This window comes from Burkholderia plantarii (assembly GCF_001411805.1).
Lineage (GTDB): Bacteria > Pseudomonadota > Gammaproteobacteria > Burkholderiales > Burkholderiaceae > Burkholderia > Burkholderia plantarii.
Window position 1 is genome coordinate 2,989,864 of the sequence record NZ_CP007213.1, and the last position, 16,695, is coordinate 3,006,558.

14 protein-coding genes and 1 pseudogene are annotated in these 16,695 nt (G+C 71.1%); 10 read left to right on the plus strand and 5 right to left on the minus strand.

What is annotated here, in order from left to right:
* Positions 1-209 precede the first annotated feature (209 nt).
* From bpln_RS29380 to bpln_RS29390, 3 genes are all read left to right on the plus strand, one after another.
* Complete coding sequence (locus tag bpln_RS29380; RefSeq protein ID WP_055140797.1) at positions 210-842, plus strand: helix-turn-helix transcriptional regulator; 633 nt, start codon at positions 210-212, stop codon at positions 840-842.
* Positions 843-1,142: 300 nt separating this feature from the next.
* Positions 1,143-1,559, plus strand: a complete 417-nt coding sequence (locus tag bpln_RS29385; protein ID WP_042628655.1) for a response regulator — start codon at positions 1,143-1,145, stop codon at positions 1,557-1,559.
* The gene (locus bpln_RS29390; RefSeq protein ID WP_042628656.1) at positions 1,553-2,317 is read left to right on the plus strand and encodes a helix-turn-helix domain-containing protein; all 765 of its coding nucleotides are present in this window, start codon (positions 1,553-1,555) and stop codon (positions 2,315-2,317) included. The genes bpln_RS29385 and bpln_RS29390 overlap by 7 nt, the downstream gene beginning before the upstream one ends.
* A 12-nt stretch (positions 2,318-2,329) precedes the next feature.
* Here the strand turns inward: bpln_RS29390 and bpln_RS29395 are convergent, their stop codons facing one another.
* The gene (locus tag bpln_RS29395; RefSeq protein WP_055140798.1) at positions 2,330-2,719 is read right to left on the minus strand and encodes a cytidine deaminase; all 390 of its coding nucleotides are present in this window, start codon (positions 2,717-2,719) and stop codon (positions 2,330-2,332) included.
* Between the two features lie 480 nt (positions 2,720-3,199).
* Positions 3,200-4,189, minus strand: a pseudogene (locus tag bpln_RS29400) (pyridoxamine 5'-phosphate oxidase family protein); the annotation flags it as partial.
* A gap of 146 nt (positions 4,190-4,335) precedes the next feature.
* Between bpln_RS29400 and bpln_RS29405 the strand changes: the two are divergent.
* Positions 4,336-5,235: a LysR family transcriptional regulator gene (locus tag bpln_RS29405; protein ID WP_055141264.1), complete on the plus strand. Its 900-nt coding sequence runs from the start codon at positions 4,336-4,338 to the stop codon at positions 5,233-5,235.
* Positions 5,236-5,387: 152 nt separating this feature from the next.
* On the opposite strand, the gene bpln_RS29410 is transcribed toward bpln_RS29405, so the two are convergent.
* Positions 5,388-6,077 (minus strand): TetR/AcrR family transcriptional regulator, encoded by a 690-nt coding sequence (locus bpln_RS29410; RefSeq protein WP_420807370.1) that lies wholly within the window; start codon positions 6,075-6,077, stop codon positions 5,388-5,390.
* Positions 6,078-6,178: 101 nt separating this feature from the next.
* On the opposite strand from bpln_RS29410, the gene bpln_RS29415 reads away from it, so the two are divergent.
* The 4 genes from bpln_RS29415 to dctA all read left to right on the plus strand — a co-directional run bounded on the left by bpln_RS29415 (position 6,179) and on the right by dctA (position 11,601).
* Entirely contained in the window at positions 6,179-7,090 is a 912-nt protein-coding gene (locus bpln_RS29415) for an SDR family NAD(P)-dependent oxidoreductase (protein ID WP_055140800.1), read from the plus strand.
* 47 nt (positions 7,091-7,137) lie between these two features.
* Positions 7,138-8,760 carry a flavin-containing monooxygenase gene (locus tag bpln_RS29420; RefSeq protein WP_055141265.1) on the plus strand — a complete coding sequence of 541 codons (1,623 nt, stop codon included), beginning with the start codon at positions 7,138-7,140 and terminating at the stop codon, positions 8,758-8,760.
* Positions 8,761-8,766: 6 nt separating this feature from the next.
* Complete coding sequence (locus tag bpln_RS29425) at positions 8,767-9,801, plus strand: alpha/beta fold hydrolase (protein ID WP_055140801.1); 1,035 nt, start codon at positions 8,767-8,769, stop codon at positions 9,799-9,801.
* A gap of 462 nt (positions 9,802-10,263) precedes the next feature.
* Positions 10,264-11,601 carry a C4-dicarboxylate transporter DctA gene (gene dctA / locus bpln_RS29430; protein WP_055140802.1) on the plus strand — a complete coding sequence of 446 codons (1,338 nt, stop codon included), beginning with the start codon at positions 10,264-10,266 and terminating at the stop codon, positions 11,599-11,601.
* A 280-nt stretch (positions 11,602-11,881) separates the two neighbouring features.
* Here dctA and bpln_RS29435 read toward each other — a convergent pair whose 3' ends face one another.
* Complete coding sequence (locus bpln_RS29435; RefSeq protein ID WP_055140803.1) at positions 11,882-13,501, minus strand: methyl-accepting chemotaxis protein; 1,620 nt, start codon at positions 13,499-13,501, stop codon at positions 11,882-11,884.
* A 305-nt stretch (positions 13,502-13,806) separates the two neighbouring features.
* Between bpln_RS29435 and bpln_RS29440 the strand changes: the two genes are divergently transcribed.
* Positions 13,807-14,208, plus strand: a complete 402-nt coding sequence (locus bpln_RS29440) for a hypothetical protein (protein WP_042628663.1) — start codon at positions 13,807-13,809, stop codon at positions 14,206-14,208.
* Positions 14,209-14,264: 56 nt separating this feature from the next.
* Here bpln_RS29440 and bpln_RS29445 read toward each other — a convergent pair whose 3' ends face one another.
* Complete coding sequence (locus bpln_RS29445; protein WP_275472443.1) at positions 14,265-15,533, minus strand: aspartate aminotransferase type Ic; 1,269 nt, start codon at positions 15,531-15,533, stop codon at positions 14,265-14,267.
* Positions 15,534-15,601: 68 nt separating this feature from the next.
* Between bpln_RS29445 and bpln_RS29450 the strand changes: the two genes are divergently transcribed.
* Positions 15,602-16,453, plus strand: coding sequence for a LysR substrate-binding domain-containing protein (locus bpln_RS29450; RefSeq protein WP_042629578.1), 852 nt, complete (start codon positions 15,602-15,604; stop codon positions 16,451-16,453).
* Positions 16,454-16,695: the final 242 nt, after the last annotated feature.

Genomic DNA, 16,695 nt, shown 5'->3' on the forward strand with positions numbered 1-16,695 from the left:
GGCGTCGGTCGCGCGTGCCGTGGGCCGCCCGGGTCGGGCGGCGTGGCCGCGAACGGGCGCCGGCGCGTCTCGCGCGCAGCGCGGATTCTACCCGATTCGCCGGGCGCGCCCGCTGCGCCCGGAGCGCGCGGCGAACGCCCGGCGCGGGATCGCGAGGCGACACCGGGCGGTGGTTACAATACCGTCAAATTCCGGATAAAACGTCCAATATGACCCGAAAGACTTCTGCGTCGGAACAGGCTTCGCTGATCGAGCAGGTCCGCGCCATCGCGCAAGGGCTCGGCGAGATGTTCGCGCCGTTCACCGAGGTGGTGGTACACGACCTGCGCACGCCCGAGAACTCGATCATCGCGATCCACAACAACCTGTCGGGCCGCGCCGTGGGCGATCCGACCACCGAACTCGGCCTCGCGCGCATCGCCGACAGCGATTACCCGCCGCTGCTGACGAACTATGCGAACCGCTTCGCCGACGGGCGGCCCGCGAAAAGCACCTCGATCGGCATCAAGGACACCAACGGCGACTACGTCGCCGCGCTGTGCATGAACGTCGACGTCACGCTGTTCCGCGGCATCCAGAGCCTGCTGAACCAGTTCTGCCAGACCGGCCCGGACAACGTCGGCGAGACGCTCGACCCCGCCAACGCCGACGCGATCCGCGAGCGGATCGACCGCTTCGCGATGACGCTCGCCACCACGCCGCGCTCGCTGAAGACCGAGCAGCGCCGCGAACTGATGCAGGCGCTGCGCGGCGAGGGCTACCTCGAGGTGCGCCGCGCCATGGAAGTCATCGCGCAGCATCTCGGCGTGTCGCGCGCCACGGTCTACAACGACGCGAAATAAGGCGCCGGGCGCGGCCGGCTGCCCTCGGCGCCGGTTTCCACGTCGGCTTCAGAGCCGGCTTCGCGGCCGGACTTCGAGCCGGCTGCCGCCCCTCCGTCGCCCCCCGCCCGCGCGCTCGACGCCGGGCCCGACAGCCGGCCCCATCCGCGGGCTCCCGGCCCGGCCGCGCCCCCGGGCACCCATTCACCGACCGGTGCGTCGCGTTTGTAGGAAACGGCCTACAAATTTCAGCGAAACACCTACCGCGATTTCATACGTCGCTGATTTCATTCGGGGCGCGCGGCTGTGATACTCGCCCGCATGGACGCTACCCTTCTTCGTGTTTACGTCGTCGAACCGGCCATCGCGATCCGCCGGCGCGTCGCGGCGTTGCTCGAACCGCTCGCGGGTGTGTCGGTGGTCGGCGAATCGGAGGATCACGCGATGGCGTTCGCCGGCATCGTGTCGAGCGGCGCGGACGTCGCCGTGATCGAGCTGCGCCTGCCTTCCGGCAGCGGGCTCGAACTGCTCGGCGCGCTGGCCCGCTTTGCGCCGCACGTGACCACCGTGATCCTGACGAACCTGTCCGGGCCGGCCTTCCGGGCCGCGAGCCACGACGCCGGCGCGCACTACTTCTTCGACAAGACCACGGAATTCGAGCTGGCATGCCGCACGATCGACGCGCTCGCCCATGCGCGCCGCCCTCAACCTGCCCCCGAACGAGCCCCATCATGCTGACCGCCACGAAGCCCGCTCCGATCGCCCCCGACGTGCCACCGCCCGCGGCCGCGCAGCTCGACGCGCTGAAGCAGCCCGGCGCGCGCTGTTCGAATTGCGCGACGCGCAACGTCTGCATGCCCGCGGGACTCACGCACGCCGAATTCCGCCGGCTGGACACGCTGATCTGCATGACGCGCCACGTCAAGCGCGGCGACGCGCTGTTCCGCGCCCAGGCCCCGTTCACGAGCCTCTATGCGGTGCGCACCGGCTCGTTCAAGACGATCGTGATGCATCGCGACGGCCACGAGCAGGTGACCGGCTTCCAGATCACGGGCGAGACGCTCGGGCTCGACGGCCTCGGCGACGGCGAGCATCACAGCGACGCGATCGCGCTCGAGGACAGCACCGTCTGCATCATCCCGTTCGCGCAGCTCGAAGTGGCGTGCCGCGAGATGCGGCCGCTGCAGCAGCACCTGCATCAGTTGCTGAGCGGCGAGATCGTGCGCGAATCGCGCGCCATGATGCTGCTCGGCACCATGACGGCCGAGCAGCGCGTGGCCTCGTTCCTGTTGAACCTGTCGGCGCGCTTCAAGGCGCGCGGCTATTCGTCGGCCGAATTCAACCTGCGGATGACGCGCGAGGAAATCGGCTGCTATCTCGGCATGACGCTCGAGACCGTGAGCCGCATGCTGTCGAAATTCCAGCGCAGCGGCATGATCGATTCGCGCGGCCGGCAGATCCGCATCACCGACGCGCAGCGGCTCGTGCAGGTCTGACGCGCGCCGCGCTCAAAGACGGAACGCGCCGGGCAGCAGCTGCGCCGCCGTGGTTTCCTGCCGCGCGCCGGCCAGGTTGGCCAGCACCACCGGCAGCGCCGGCCCGCCGAGTTCGACCATCACCTGCCGGCACGCGCCGCACGGCGCGATCGGCCCGGGCGTGTCGCCGATCACGGCCAGCGCCGCGAATTCGCCGGGCCGGCAGCCGGCCGCGATCGCCGTAAACAACGCCGTGCGCTCGGCGCAGTTGCTCAGGCCATACGAGCCGTTCTCCACGTTGCATCCCTCGAAGACGCGCCCGTCGTGCGTCACCACCGCCGCGCCGACCTTGAACCGGGAGTATGGCGCGTAGGCCTGCTCGCGCGCGCGCCGCGCGGCTTCGATCAGGGTGTCGTGGTCCATCGTTTTCTCCTTGCCGCTTCGGGCCGTGTCGGGCGGGCTGCCGCCGGGTGCGCATCGGATGCCGATCCTGAACGGATCCCGGACCGACGCGCTCCGCCGGCATCCTAGCCGCGCCGATCGCCGCACGCCAGGGATCGGGTACCACGCGCGCCCCGCCCGACGCCCCGTCGGTCCCGATGCGGCCGGGCCGCGCGAGGCAGGCGAACGCCCGGGCCTCGTTCGTCCGCGCGGCAGCGGCAGCCGTCGCGTCGCCGGATGCCGGGAGCGAGAAACCGTGCCGTCGATGGCGGGAACGCCAGCCGGGGCCGCTATCCTCTCCCTTATCAGCCCGGCCGCGGCGTTCGATCACCGCGGCGGCAGGCACACTCGCGTCGCCGTCGCGAGCGCGGCCAGCGGCGCCGCCTGGTCGCCACGCCGCGCGGCGCGCTCCGAACCATCGTCGCCCCCCGCACCGGTCCGCTGCCCCGGCCCCGCCCCTTGCGCACCTCCGCCGGCCCCGCCCGCCCCCGCCCGCGTGAACTGCGGCGCATATTCGGCCGCCGACCAGCGAAACGGCAGTGCCGCCTCGCTGCGCCGCACCTCGCTCAAGCGAAACCGCACGAGCCGCTGCGCGCCCTCGAACGCGGCCAGATCGGGCCCGTCCCAGACGATCTCGGCGCGTGCCGCGACGTAGAGCAGGTCGCCGCTCTCGAAATCGACGAACAACAGCCCCGCGCGCGGATTCGAGACGAAGTTGCCGAGCGTGTTGAAGTAGCGGTTGCCGCTGTAGTCGGGCACGGTCAGCGTCCGGGCGTCGTCGACGCGCACGAAGCCGGGCAGCCCGCCGCGATGCGACACGTCCACCCCGCGCGCGTGGTGCGCGTCGGGATCGAGATTCGCGCTCGCCACGAAGAACGTGTCGGCGCGCGCGATCAGCGCCCGGTCGGCCTCGTCGAGCGCGCTCGCGCGCCGCAACGGCACCGCCGGCCAGGCCGGCGCGACCGGCTCCGGCGCGCGGCGCTGGATGTATTTCGGACAGTTGCCGAAGCTCTGCGTGACGGCGACCGACAGCACCGCGCCGTCGAGCGCCGCGACCGTGCCGTTCACGCGGTTGCGGCGCCGCGTGGGCAGCTCGATGCCGAGGCCGCCGAACGGCGCGCCGGGGCGCCACGCGTCGGCCAGCGGATCGTCGCGCAGCGCGCCGCCCGCCACGCGCAGCGTGACCGGATCGGGCGCCGCGACGAACCCAGGTTCGCCCGCGCGCAGCGTCGCCCACGGCTGGCCGCCGGCGTCGACGCCGCCGACGATGAACCACGGCAGCTGCGCGAAGAACGTGCGGTGCTGCTCGGGCATGAAGCCGCGGATGCCGATGCGGCCGGCCACGTCGGCGTGTTCGGCGACGCCCGCGCGCCGCTGCACCGCGAGTTCGCCCGCATGGAACGGCGAGGCGCCGGCCGCCTTGCCGGGTTCGATCATCGTGGGTCCGTTCATCGCCGTGCGCCTCCGTCGTTGCGCGCCAAGGGCCAGGCCGGCCGACTGGCCGCCAACCCGACGCGAACCGACAGCCTAAGCCCGCCGGTTCGTTCACGAAAGACGGATAATCGAAGAAACACAATCCACTCATCATGGACAATGCGATGGCCGATACGCGCAACGTGAACCTGAACCGCCTGGCGATCTTCGCGGCGGTGGTCGAGACCGGCTCGCTGACGGCCGCCGCCGCGCGGCTCGGCATCGCCAAGACGATGGTCAGCACGCACATGCAGCGGCTCGAGACCGAGGTGGGCGCGAACCTGCTGGTGCGCACCACGCGGCGGCTGAGCGTGACCGACGCCGGGCAGACGCTCTACGAGGCGGCCGGTGAGATCCTGCGCACCGCCGAGGCCGCGCTCGACGCGGTGGCGGGCGAAGCCGGGCCGCTGCGCGGCACGCTGCGGGTGGGCGCGCCGATCGACTACGGCGCGCTGGTGGTCGCGCCGGCGCTGGTGGCGCTGCGCGACGCGCATCCGGCGCTCGACGTGGAACTGATCTGCGACGACCGCCGCGTCGATCTCGTTGCCGAACGGATCGACGTGGCGGTGCGCTTCGGCCGGCTGTCCGATTCGAACCACCGCTCGGTGCGCATCGGCGGCTTCGAGCGCTGGGTGGTCGCGCCGCCGGCCGCGATCGCGCGCTGGGGCCGGCCCGCCGAGCCGGCCGCGCTGGCCGGCTGGCCCCACGCGTCGCTGTCCACGCTGCAGCGGCCCGAATTCGAGCTGCAGCACGGCGACGGCCGCCGCGCGCGGGTCCGCTGCCGGCGCGCGTTCGCCTCGAACTCGATGCCCGCCGTGCATGCGGCGCTGCTCGCCGGCTGCGGCTTCGGCATCGCGACGAGCTTTTCCGTCGAGCACGACATCGCCGCGGGCCGGCTGGTGCGCCTGCTGCCCGACTGGTCGATGCCGGAGGCGGACATTCACGCGATCTATCCGTCCACGCACCATCCGTCCGCGAAGGTGCGCGCGGCGATCGACGTGTTGAAGGCACGGCTCGGCGGCTGATGGAGAAGGCAGGCGTGAAGCAAAAGCGGCCCGCGCTCGGGCGGCGGGCCGCCATCGGGAAGATTCAGCGCGACCGGTTCCGCGATCGAACCGGCACGGCTCGCACGCCGCCGCCCCGCTCACCCGCCGGCCGCGCCGCGCGCGCTGCCGCGTCATGCATCGGCATCAACCCCGGAATCGGCCCGCGCCGCGTCCCGATCGGCATCGAACATCGCCAGCGTGCCGAGCAGCACGCGCCGGCAATTGCGCACCATGCGCGCCTCCGGATCGCGATAGCCGGTCAGCAGCCAGGCCGCGCCGGCGTTCGTCATCGCGCCCACCAGCGCGAGCCCGGTCAGCCGCGCGTCGGCGCGCTGCTCGGGATCCTCGGCGTCGCCCGCGCGCGCCACCGAGACGATCTGCCGGCCGAATTCGAGCAGGTTGCGCTGGTAGGTCGTATCGGTCTCGGCGCTCACGCCCATCACCTCCAGCAGCAGCACGCGCGCGGCGCAGGTGTCGCGCAGGAACGCGAAGAACGCGCGCAGCCCCGCGTCCACGCGATCGTCGAGCCGCTCGCCCGCCCCGTCGAGCGCCTCGCCGATCGCGTCGCGCAGGCGCTGCGCGTGATGCTGGTAGGTGGCCTGCAGCAGCGCCTCGGTGTTCGGGAACGCCGCGTAGAAATACCGGTCGTTGAGCCGCGCCTCGCGGCAGAGCGCGCGCACCGTGGTCCGGCGAAAGCCCTGCGAACCGAACAGCCGCGTGCCGGCGCCGATCAGCGCGGCGCGCCGTTCCGCGTCGCGCGCCTCGCGGGCGACGCCGCCGTAGGGGCGCCCCTTGCCGGCGGTTTCGAGGGATTTCTCCATTTCGCTATTTGACATCGCACAATGGCATCATTAAATTGGTGACGCTCAACACCACATTTAAGCCACGTTTCGGCAAGGCGGCAAGCCCGCAAGGAGCGTCGATGAAGGATTTTTCCAACAAGGTCGCCGCCATCACCGGCGCGGGCTCCGGCATGGGCCGCAGCCTCGCCGTGGAGCTTGCGCGCCGCGGCTGCCACCTCGCCTTGAGCGACATCAACGAGATCGGCCTCGCGCAGACCGTCGCGCTGTGCAGCGCGCACGGCGTGCGCGTGAGTTCGCAGCGGCTCGACATGGCCTCGCGCGAGGCGGTGTTCGGCTGGGCCAGGGCCACGCGCGAGACGCACGGCCGCGTACACCTGGTGTTCAACAACGCGGGCGTGTCGCTCGCGGCGCCGGCCGAACAGGTCCGCATCGAGGATTTCGAGTGGATCATGGGCATCAACTTCTGGGGCGTCGTGCATGGCACGCAGGCGTTCCTGCCCTACCTGCGCGAATCGGGCGACGGCCACGTGATCAACACCTCGAGCCTGTTCGGGCTCGTCTCGATGCCCACCCAGAGCACCTACAACGCGAGCAAGTTCGCCGTGCGCGGCTTCACCGAGGCGCTGCGCATGGAGCTGGAACTGGAACGCGCGCCGGTCAGCGCGACCTGCGTGCATCCGGGCGGCGTGGCCACCAACATCGCCACGGCCTCGCGCATCGACGAGCGGATCGTCACGCTGACGGGCCAGAGCCCCGACGCGCACCGGCGCGCCGCCAACAAGCTGATCGACGCGACCAGCGCCGACGAGGCCGCGCGGCAGATCCTCGCCGGCGTGACGCGCAACGCGCGCCGCGTGCTGATCGGCGCCGACGCGCGCCGGCTCGACCGGATCGCGCGGCTGTTCGGCGCCGCCTACCAGGTGTTCGTGCTGCGCTTCGTGCGCCAGTCACGCGAACGCAATCTGCGGCGGCACGGCGGCGCCGCCGACGCGGCCGCGAGCCGCTCGACCGACACGAGGGACGCGGCATGAGCACCACCCACCTGCCGGGCGAGGCGGCCCGCCCCGCCACCGGACGCATGCCCGGGCACGCGCGGCAACATGGACAAGACGGCGAACCGGAAACCACGCGCCGCGCGAGCGGCGGCGAGCCGGTCCAGGCGGCTGCCGATCTCGACGTGCTGATCGTGGGAGCGGGCCTGTCCGGCATCGGCGCGGCGCACCATCTGCGCGAGCGCTGCCCGTGGGCGAGCTTCGCGATCCTCGAAAGCCGCGCCACGCTGGGCGGCACCTGGGACCTGTTCCGCTATCCCGGGGTGCGCTCCGACTCCGACATGTTCACGCTCGGCTACAGCTTCCGGCCCTGGCACAGCGACAACGCGATCGCCGAAGGCGCGACGATCCTCGACTACATTCGCGACACCGCGCGCGAGGCAGGCATCGAGCGCGCGATCCGCTTCCACCACCGCGTGACCGGCGCGAACTGGGACCCGGCCACGGCGCGCTGGCAGGTCGAGGTGCTGCGCGGCGACGGCGGCGACGGCCAGCCGCCGCGGGCGCTGCGCTTCACCTGCCGCTTCCTCTACATGTGCAGCGGCTACTACGACTACGAGAACGGCCACGCGCCGAGCTGGCCCGGCATGGAGAGCTTTCGCGGCCGCATCGTGCATCCGCAGCACTGGCCGCGCGATCTCGATTACGCGGGCAAGCGCGTGGTGGTGATCGGCAGCGGCGCGACGGCGGTCACGCTGGTGCCGTCGATGGCGCGCGAGGCCGCGCACGTGACGATGCTGCAGCGCTCGCCCACCTACATCGTCTCGATGCCGGCGCGCGACAAACTCGCGATGCGGCTGCGCCGCTGGCTGCCGGCCGGCCTCGCGCACCGGCTGGTGCGGACCCGGAACGTGCTGCTGACGATGTACGTGTACCGGTTCGCGCGGCGCCGCCCCGAGGTGGCGAAGCGCTTCATCCTGCGTGCCGCGGGCCGCCAGCTCGGGCCGGGCTTCGACGTCGCGAAGCATCTGACGCCGCGCTACGCGCCGTGGGACCAGCGGCTCTGCCTGGTGCCGAACGGCGACCTGTTCAAGGCGATCCGCGCCGGCGACGCGTCGATCGCCACCGACGAGATCGAACGCTTCACGCCCGAGGGCCTGCTGCTGAAAAGCGGCCAGACGCTCGCGGCGGACCTGATCGTCAGCGCCACCGGGCTCAAGGTGCGCATGCTCGGCGGCGCGACGCTGAGCGTGGACGGGCGTCCCGTCGAATTCGGCGAGGCCGTGTCGTACAAGGGCATGATGGCGAGCGGCGTGCCGAACCTCGCCACCTCGTTCGGCTACATCAACGCCTCGTGGACGCTGAAGGCCGAACTGATCGCGCTGTACGTCTGCCGGCTGCTCAACCACATGCGCGCGCACGGCTACGACAGCTGCACGCCCACGCTTGACGACGCGGCCATGCCGCTCGCGCCGGCCGTCGACCTCAGCTCCGGCTACATCCAGCGCGCCGCCGCGCTACTGCCGAAGCAGGGCCTGCGCAATCCGTGGAAATCGCATCAGAATTACGCACGCGACCTCGCGCTGCTGCGCTTCGGCTCGCTCACCGACGGCGCGATGCGCTTCGCGCGCCGGCCGGCCGCGAGCAGCCCGGCCACCGCCGCGGACTCGCGCCACGCCGCTTCCGAACCCGCCTATGAGAGAAGGTGAGAAATCATGATCGTCCAACTGATCGCCATCGTGGTCGCCCTCTACGCCGTGCTGTTCGCGTTCACGCTGTTCACCGCGCATCAGGTGCGCCGCCGCTTTCCGCCCGAGGGCAAGTTCGTCGAGATCGACGGCGACCGCCTGCATTATGTCGACTACGGCAGCGGGCCGCCGATCGTGATGGTGCATGGCCTGTGCGGGCAGCTGCTGAACTTCGCCTACCTCGATCTGGCGCGGCTCGCGCAGTCGCATCGCGTGATCCTCGTCGATCGGGCCGGCTCGGGACGCTCGACGCGCGGCCCCGCCTCGCGCGCGAACGTCTACGCGCAGGCGCGCGGCATCGCCCGCTTCATCGAGACGCTCGGCCTGGAGCGGCCGGTGCTGGTGGGCCATTCGCTCGGCGGCGCGATCGCGCTCGCGGTCGGCCTGGACTACCCCGAGCGCGTGAGCCGCATCGCGCTGATCGCGCCGCTCACGCACACCGAGACCGAGCCGCCCAAGGCGTTCCGCGGGCTCGCGCTGCGCCCGGCGGCGCTGCGCCGCTTCGCGTCGCTGACGATGGGCATCCCGATCATGATCCTGCAAAGCCGCAAGGCGATCGACGCGATCTTCGCGCCGGAGCCGGTGCCGCGCGATTTCCCGCTGAAGGGCGGCGGCATGATGGGGCTGCGGCCCGAGGCGTTCTACGCGGCGTCGTCGGACCTGGTCGCCGCGCCCGAGGACCTGCCCGACATGGAGCGCCGCTACCCGACGCTGGGCGCGCCGGTCAGCATGCTGTACGGGCGCCAGGACGCGATCCTCGATTTCCACAAGCATGGCGAGGGGCTCAAGCGCAAGCTCGACAGCGTCGAGTTGAGCGCCGTGGAGGGCGGCCACATGCTGCCCGTGACGCAGCCGGCCGCCACCACCGACTGGCTCCTCGCGGTGGCCGCGGCGGCGAACGCGGCGCCGCAACACGATGGGGCGCGGCCGGATCCGGCACCGTCCGAGGTCACGCAGGCCGGCGCGTTGCAGCCGGCCGCGCGCCTCGCCACGGGCCGCTGACGCCGCCGCGCGCGGTCTCGCCCTGGGCGCGGCATCGCACCGAGCCGCCGCGCGCGCCGCCGCCGGGCCTGCGCGCGTACTCGCCGGCCCGCATCACCATTCACGTTACGTCACGCGCCGCGCCTGCGGCGAGCAAGCCCACCGCCCGGCCACCGCTTTCGGCCCGCTCGAACGCCCCGCGCCTCCCGCCACGATCCCCCGGCACCGCCCGGCGGCCGGCATCCCCTGCCCGATCCCGATCGCGAACAAACCGCCATTCCAGTTTTCACCTTGAGTGAAAAATGAAATGAATGGCGGTGAATTGTCGGGTCGCGGCGCGGGACTATGCTAGGCCGTCTTAGGTACGACAAAAGATCCAGAAGGACTGCAAGGCGAAACCCGCGCACGCATTTCGCCGCGACGCGCCTCGCGGGCAGCCGCGCACGGGTTTCCCGTGAACCGCGCCACGCACAGGAGACAGGCATGCTGGCATCCCGCATTCGGAAGTCGCTTTCCAGGCTTTACGTCCAGGTTCTGATCGGCATCGTCGCCGGCATCCTCGTCGGCCACTTTCTCCCCGATGTCGGCTCGCAGTTGAAGCCGCTCGGCGATCTGTTCATCAAGCTGATCCGCATGCTGCTCGCGCCGATCATCTTCGCCTCGGTGGTGGTGGGCATCGCGCGCATGAGCGACCTGCACGAGGCCGGCCGCGTCGGCGTCAAGGCGATCGTCTACTTCGAGATCGCCTCCACGCTGGCGCTCGCGATCGGCCTCGTGATCGTCAACCTGGTGCGGCCCGGCAGCGGCATGAACGCCGACCCCGGCCATCTCGACGGCGCCGCGATCGCCAGCTACACGCACGCGGCCAAGCAGCATGGCGCGCTCGACTTCCTGATGAGCATCGTGCCCAACAGCGTGGTGGGCGCGTTCGCGAACGGCGAGATGCTGCCGATCATCTTCTTCTCGGTGATCTTCGCGATCGCGCTGGCCAGGCTCGGGCCGCGCACCGCGCCGCTCGTCGACATGCTCGACATGTTCCTGCAAGGCATGTTCGGGGTGGTGCGGATCGTCATGTACGTCGCGCCGATCGGCGCGTTCGGCGGCATGGCGTTCACCATCGCCAGGTACGGCATCGGCACGCTGGCCTCGTTCGGCCAGCTGATGCTGTGCCTCTACGCCACCTCGATCCTGTTCGTGGTGGTGGTGCTCGGCACCGCGATGCGGCTCTGCGACCTGTCGCTGTGGAAGTTCCTGCGCTACATCCGCGACGAGATCCTGATCACGCTCGGCACCGCCTCGACCGAGGCCGTGCTGCCGCAGATGCTGCTCAAGATGGAAAAGCTCGGCTGCTCGCGTCCGGTGGTCGGGATGGTGCTGCCCACCGGCTACACGTTCAACGCCGACGGCACCGCGATCTACCTGACCATGGCGGCCGTGTTCGTGGCGCAGGCGTTCAACCTCCACCTGTCGATCTGGGACCAGCTGCTGCTGCTCGGCGTGATGCTGCTGACCTCGAAGGGCTCGGCCGGGGTGGCCGGCGCCGGTTTCGTGGCGCTGGCCGCGACGCTCGCCTCGATGCACCAGATCCCCGTGTCCGGGCTGGTGCTGCTGCTCGGCGTGGACCGCTTCCTGAACGAGGCGCGCGCCGTCACGAACCTGATCGGCAACGGCGTGGCGACGGTGGTGGTGGCGCGCTGGGAAGGCGCGCTCGACATGAGGACGGCGCGCGCGGTGCTCGACCGCGAGCCGCAGCCCGACGAGCGGCCGGCCACGCTGCAGCACGAGCCGGCGCCGCTGGCCGCGCACGAAGGGCGTTCGTAGTCGTCATGGACACGCGGCCGCCGGCTGCGGTGCCCGGGCGGGTCGTCGAAGAGGATCGAAGCGGCCGGGCCGCGCGCCGTCACGCGTCGCGGCAAGCGCCGGGACAATCGGAAACGTCGCGGGGAATGAACGACACGACCGTCACGTCAGCCGCATGACGCCGACCGCATCCCGCATGAAGGGAAACGGCGGAAGAGGATCGTCGCCGTCGCAAACAGGTATCGCGACGGCGACGATTCGATGATCACCCGGCGAAGGCGCCCGGGCAATCACCGAGGACTCAAGCGATGCGCGGCTCCGTGCCCGCGAAGCGCGCGCCGGCGCCGAACGGCGAGGCCGCCGCCGGACGCAGCACCGCGTCGGAGATCTGGAACACCGATACCGCGTCCTTCAGGCGCTGCGTCTGCTGGTGCAGCGAGGCCGCCGCGGCCGCCGCTTCCTCGACGAGCGCCGCGTTCTGCTGGGTCATCTCGTCCATCTGGTTGACGGCCTGGTTGACCTGCCCGATGCCGGTGCTCTGCTCATGCGACGAGGCGCTGATGTCCGACATCATCTGCGCGACGCGCTCGATCGACATCGACACGTTGCGCATCGCCTCGCCCGCGTTCTCGACGAGCTGCGAGCCGCCGCGGATCTGGTTCACCGATTCGCTGATCAGCGACTTGATCTCCTTGGCCGACTGCGCGCTGCGCTGCGCGAGCGCCCGCACCTCGCCCGCCACCACCGCGAAGCCGCGGCCCTGCTCGCCCGCGCGCGCCGCTTCCACGGCCGCGTTCAGCGCGAGGATGTTGGTCTGGAACGCGATGCCGTCGATCACCGAGATGATCTCGGCGATGCGGTCCGAGCTTTGCGCGATGCCGCGCATCTTGTCCACCACCTCGCCCATCACCTGGTTGCCGGTGGAGGTGGCCGACAGCGCGCTCGCCGCGAGCTGGTTCGCCTCGCCGGCGTGCTGGGCGTTGTGATGCACGTTGGTGGTCAGTTCTTCCATGCTCGCCGCCGTTTCCTCCAGCGAAGCCGCCTGGCTTTCGGTGCGCGAGGACAGGTCGGCGTTGCCGGTGGCGATCTCGTCGGCGCCGAGGTGGATCGCGTCGGCCGCCTCGCGCACCGTCTTCACGGTCCGCGCCACGCTTGCCTGCATGTTGGCGAGGCCGGCGTAGAGGTGGCCGATCTCGTTGCTGCCGCGCAGCGCGACCGGCGTGTCGAGGCGCCCGGCGGCGATCCGGTCGAAGTGGCGGCCGGCTTCCTCGAGCGGTTCCACCAGGCCGCGGCGCAGCATCAGGTGGACGACGGCGGTGACTGCCAGCAGCACCACCACGATGCCGATCGCCACGTCGGTGAACAGCGCGAGGCGCGTGTCGATCGCGTCGATCGAGGCGTGGTTCGCGCGGTCGCCGAACTGCGTGAAGTTGTGCAGCTCCGCCAGATAGGCATCCTGGAACGACTGCGTCGGCTGGTCGAGGAACGCCTGGATGTTGCCGGCGTCGAGATACTGCGCGAGTTCGCCGAGCGCCTTGTGATAGGCCTGGTAGCGCTCGTCAAGCGCGGCCGCGCGCGTGGTGTCCTCGTCGTTGAGCTTGGCCGAGGCCATGAAGTTCGCGAAGCTGCGATCGGAGGCCGCCAGCGAATCGCGCGCGTGCTGCACGATCGGCACGGGCTCCTCGCCGCCCTTCACCATCCGCGTGCCGGCGCGCGACAGGTTGATGCGCGCGTCCATCAGCAACTGCGTGGCGTCGCTGGCCGCGTTGGACTGCTTGAGTGCGATGTTGGACAGGTCGGCGACGTCGTCATGGGTGCGCGAGAGCGCCCAGTAACCGAAAGCCGCCGTGGCGATCTGGAACACGCAAAAAGCGACCAGAACGCATAGCAGGCCGGATGCAACCTTGATCTTGCTGAGCATTTTTGACACCAGGGGGGAATACACGATTCGGGAGAACGACGACAGGGTTAACGGCAGGCGCGGGCCGCTTCTTGACCCGCTTCTTGACCCGCTTCTTGACCCGCTTCTTGACCCGCTTCCTGACCCGTCTCTCGATCATTCGCCGCGACTTCCCGGCCACGCCCGCCCGGCAAGCCTCGCGCGCAAACGTCGGACGAAACCGTCGTGCCGCGCCGCCGCGATCGGGCGGCGCCCCCGGCTCGCGGACGTCGATCGCGCGCTCCGATTACAATTGCGCACTTCGATCCGACACCGGTATTCGCACCATGAAGCAATCGATCGCGGCGGCCTGCGCCGCCGCCCTCACGCTGACGGCCCTGCCCGCGCTGGCCGATGCGCCGGCCATCGCGGCGACGCCGGGCGAGCCCTGCGCGATCGGCTACGTGACCGGCGTGGCGGGCAGCCCGCAAAGCCTGCGCGAGTATCTGGCGAGCCCCGAGAAGGACCGCTTTCGCTACCTGACCGGCAACCCGCTGCAGTGCAAGGTCTCCGACGAAGGACGCGTTTCGGCCTGCGTCGGCGTGACGAGCCTGCGCCACGAGCGCGTCAGCGTCTACGACGACAGCGGCAGCACGACCACTTCCGTGGTCGCGCGTATCGAAATCGACCAGGGCACGTTCCCCATCATCGTCGACGTGCGCAAGCAGGATCTGAGCTGCGAGAAATGAACGCCCGGCGATGCACGTCCGGTGACATGCCGCCCTGCGTAAGGCGGCCGTAATCGTCAGTCCAGTTCCAGCGCCCGGCGGACCGACACCGCGATCCCGTCGGCGGCCGATTGCACTTCCTCGAGCGACGGGAACGACGGTGCGATGCGCAGGTGGCGATCGTCGCGATCGTCGCGATACGGATACGCGGCGCCGGCCGGCGTCAGCACCAGCCCCGCCTCGGCGGCCAGCGCGACCACGCGCTTCGCGTGCCCGGGCGGCACCTCGAGGCTGATGAAATAGCCGCCCTGCGGGCGCGTCCAGGCCACGCCGGCCAGCCCGGACAGCCGCGCCGCGAACGTCGCCTCCACCGCCTCGAACTTCGGCCGCAGCAGCGCGCGGTGCCGCGCCATCAGCGCCTCCACGCCCGCCCGGTCGCGTAGCGCATGCACGTGCCGCAACTGGTTCAGCTTGTCCGGCCCGATCGAACGCGCGCCGGCATGCCGGGCCCACCATTCGACGTTGCGCGGCGACGAGGCGAGGAACGCCACGCTCGCGCCGGCCAGCGTCACCTTCGACAGCGAGGCGAACACGATCGCGCGATCGGGATGGCCGGCCGCCGCGCAAGCCTCGATGACGTTCGGCGTGGTGTGCGGCGTGTCGCCGAGGTGGTGGAACCGGTAGGCGTCGTCCCACATCAGCACGAAGTCGGGCGCGGCGGCCGGCATCGCCGCGAGCCGCCGCACCGTCTCGGCCGAATAGATCGCGCCGGTCGGGTTGCTGTAGAGCGGCACGCACCAGATCCCGCGGATCGACGCGTCGTCGCGCACCAGCGCCTCGACCACCGCCATGTCGGGGCCGTCGTCGCGCATCGGCACGGCGATCATGCGGATGCCGAGCGTCTCGCAGATCGTGAAATGCCGGTCGTAGCCGGGCACCGGACACAGCATCGTCACGCCGCCGTCGCGCCACGCGGCGCCGCCCGGCAAGCCGTGCAGCGTGGCGAACGCGAGCACGTCGTGCATCAGCTCCAGGCTCGAATTGCCGCCCGCGACGACGCACGCCGGCTCGACACCGAGCAGCGCCGCGCCGAACTCGCGCGCTTCCGGCAGGCCGAGTCCGAACCCGTAGTTCCGGCAATCGGCGCCGTCGCGCGCGAGATGGCCGGGGTCGCCCGCCGCCGCGAACAGGCGCGTCGCGAGGTCGAGCTGCTCGGGCGCGGGCTTGCCGCGCGACATGTCGAGGCGCATGCCTCGCTGCCGGAATGCGTCATACGTCGAAAACATCGATCGGATCTCCTGCCGCGTCGCGGCGTCTGAAGGGCTGGCCTGGAACTGCCGGGCCAGTATGCGCGGCGGTCACCCATCAGGCAAACGAGTTATATTGACGCTTTCAATCAGTTTTTCTGATGATCATGAAGGCACTGGACCTCGATGTGCTGGCCATGGTGGTGGCCGTGGCGGAAGCCGGCAGCTTCGTGCGCGGCGCGGCGCGCGTGCATCGCTCCCAGTCGGCGCTGAGCATGCAGATCCGCGCGCTGGAGCAGTCGCTCGGCAAGTCGCTGTTCGTGCGCGGCCCGCGCAGCGTGATGCCGACGCCCGACGGCGAGACGCTGGTCGCCTACGCGCGCCGCCTGCTCGCGCTGCGCGACGAGGCCTGGGCCGCGATCGTGCATCCGGAGGTGAAGGGGCGCGTGACGATCGGCGTGCCCGACGACTACGCGTCCTCCCTGCTGCCGCCGGTACTGCGCAAGTTCTCGGCGCGCTACCCGAAGGTGGAGATCCAGGTGGTGGGGCTGCCGAGCCGCGCGCTGGCGCCGCTCCTGAAGGACAACAAGATCGACCTGGCCTGCGTGACGCGCATGCGCGGACTGAACGGCGCGTTCGTGCGCGCCGAGCCGATGGTCTGGGCCGGCCCGCCGTCGGGCGGCGCCGTGTGGGACGAGCGGCCCCTGCCGGTGGCGCTGTTCGGCACCGGCAGCGTGGCGCGCGCCAACGCGATGCGCGCGCTCGAGGCGGCCGGCATCGCGTTTCGTACCTCATACGAAAGCCCGAGCCTGATGGGCCTCTTCAGCATGGTGGAGGCGGGGCTCGCGGTGGCGCCGCTGGCGCGCTGCGCGGTGCCCGCCCACTTCTCGCAGCAGGGGCCGGCGCACGGCCTGCCGCCGCTGCCCGATCTCGACATCGTGCTCGCGCGCAGCGCCCGGTCGAACCGGCCGCCCTGCGATTTCCTCGCCGACCAGCTGCTGTCCGACCTAAGCCTCTGACCCGGGCGCCGGCGGCGGGCCGGCCGTGGCGCGCGCAACGATTCCCGGCGCCGCCGGCCGCCTCGGCGGACGAAAGCAGGCGGCACCGGGCGCATCGAGCCGTCCCCGGCCCGCTCGCGGGCTCCCAAGCACCGCGCCGCGCTCATGCTGCGATGCATCAACGTAAAACTGTGTGTCGCACGCACCACTAAGTGTGTCGGGTCGATCTGAAACGCCCGATTTGCTCCGATAATCGAACCGTA

Bases quoted from the DNA above. Each gene is read 5' to 3' on its own strand.
- bpln_RS29380 (WP_055140797.1), top strand. From the start codon at position 210: ATGACCCGAAAGACTTCTGCGTCGGAACAGGCTTCGCTGATCGAGCAG.
- bpln_RS29385 (WP_042628655.1), top strand. From the start codon at position 1,143: ATGGACGCTACCCTTCTTCGTGTTTACGTCGTCGAACCGGCCATCGCG.
- bpln_RS29390 (WP_042628656.1), top strand. From the start codon at position 1,553: ATGCTGACCGCCACGAAGCCCGCTCCGATCGCCCCCGACGTGCCACCG.
- bpln_RS29395 (WP_055140798.1), bottom strand. From the start codon at position 2,719: ATGGACCACGACACCCTGATCGAAGCCGCGCGGCGCGCGCGCGAGCAG.
- bpln_RS29405 (WP_055141264.1), top strand. From the start codon at position 4,336: ATGGCCGATACGCGCAACGTGAACCTGAACCGCCTGGCGATCTTCGCG.
- bpln_RS29410 (WP_420807370.1), bottom strand. From the start codon at position 6,077: ATGGAGAAATCCCTCGAAACCGCCGGCAAGGGGCGCCCCTACGGCGGC.
- bpln_RS29415 (WP_055140800.1), top strand. From the start codon at position 6,179: ATGAAGGATTTTTCCAACAAGGTCGCCGCCATCACCGGCGCGGGCTCC.
- bpln_RS29420 (WP_055141265.1), top strand. From the start codon at position 7,138: ATGCCCGGGCACGCGCGGCAACATGGACAAGACGGCGAACCGGAAACC.
- bpln_RS29425 (WP_055140801.1), top strand. From the start codon at position 8,767: ATGATCGTCCAACTGATCGCCATCGTGGTCGCCCTCTACGCCGTGCTG.
- dctA (WP_055140802.1), top strand. From the start codon at position 10,264: ATGCTGGCATCCCGCATTCGGAAGTCGCTTTCCAGGCTTTACGTCCAG.
- bpln_RS29435 (WP_055140803.1), bottom strand. From the start codon at position 13,501: ATGCTCAGCAAGATCAAGGTTGCATCCGGCCTGCTATGCGTTCTGGTC.
- bpln_RS29440 (WP_042628663.1), top strand. From the start codon at position 13,807: ATGAAGCAATCGATCGCGGCGGCCTGCGCCGCCGCCCTCACGCTGACG.
- bpln_RS29450 (WP_042629578.1), top strand. From the start codon at position 15,602: ATGAAGGCACTGGACCTCGATGTGCTGGCCATGGTGGTGGCCGTGGCG.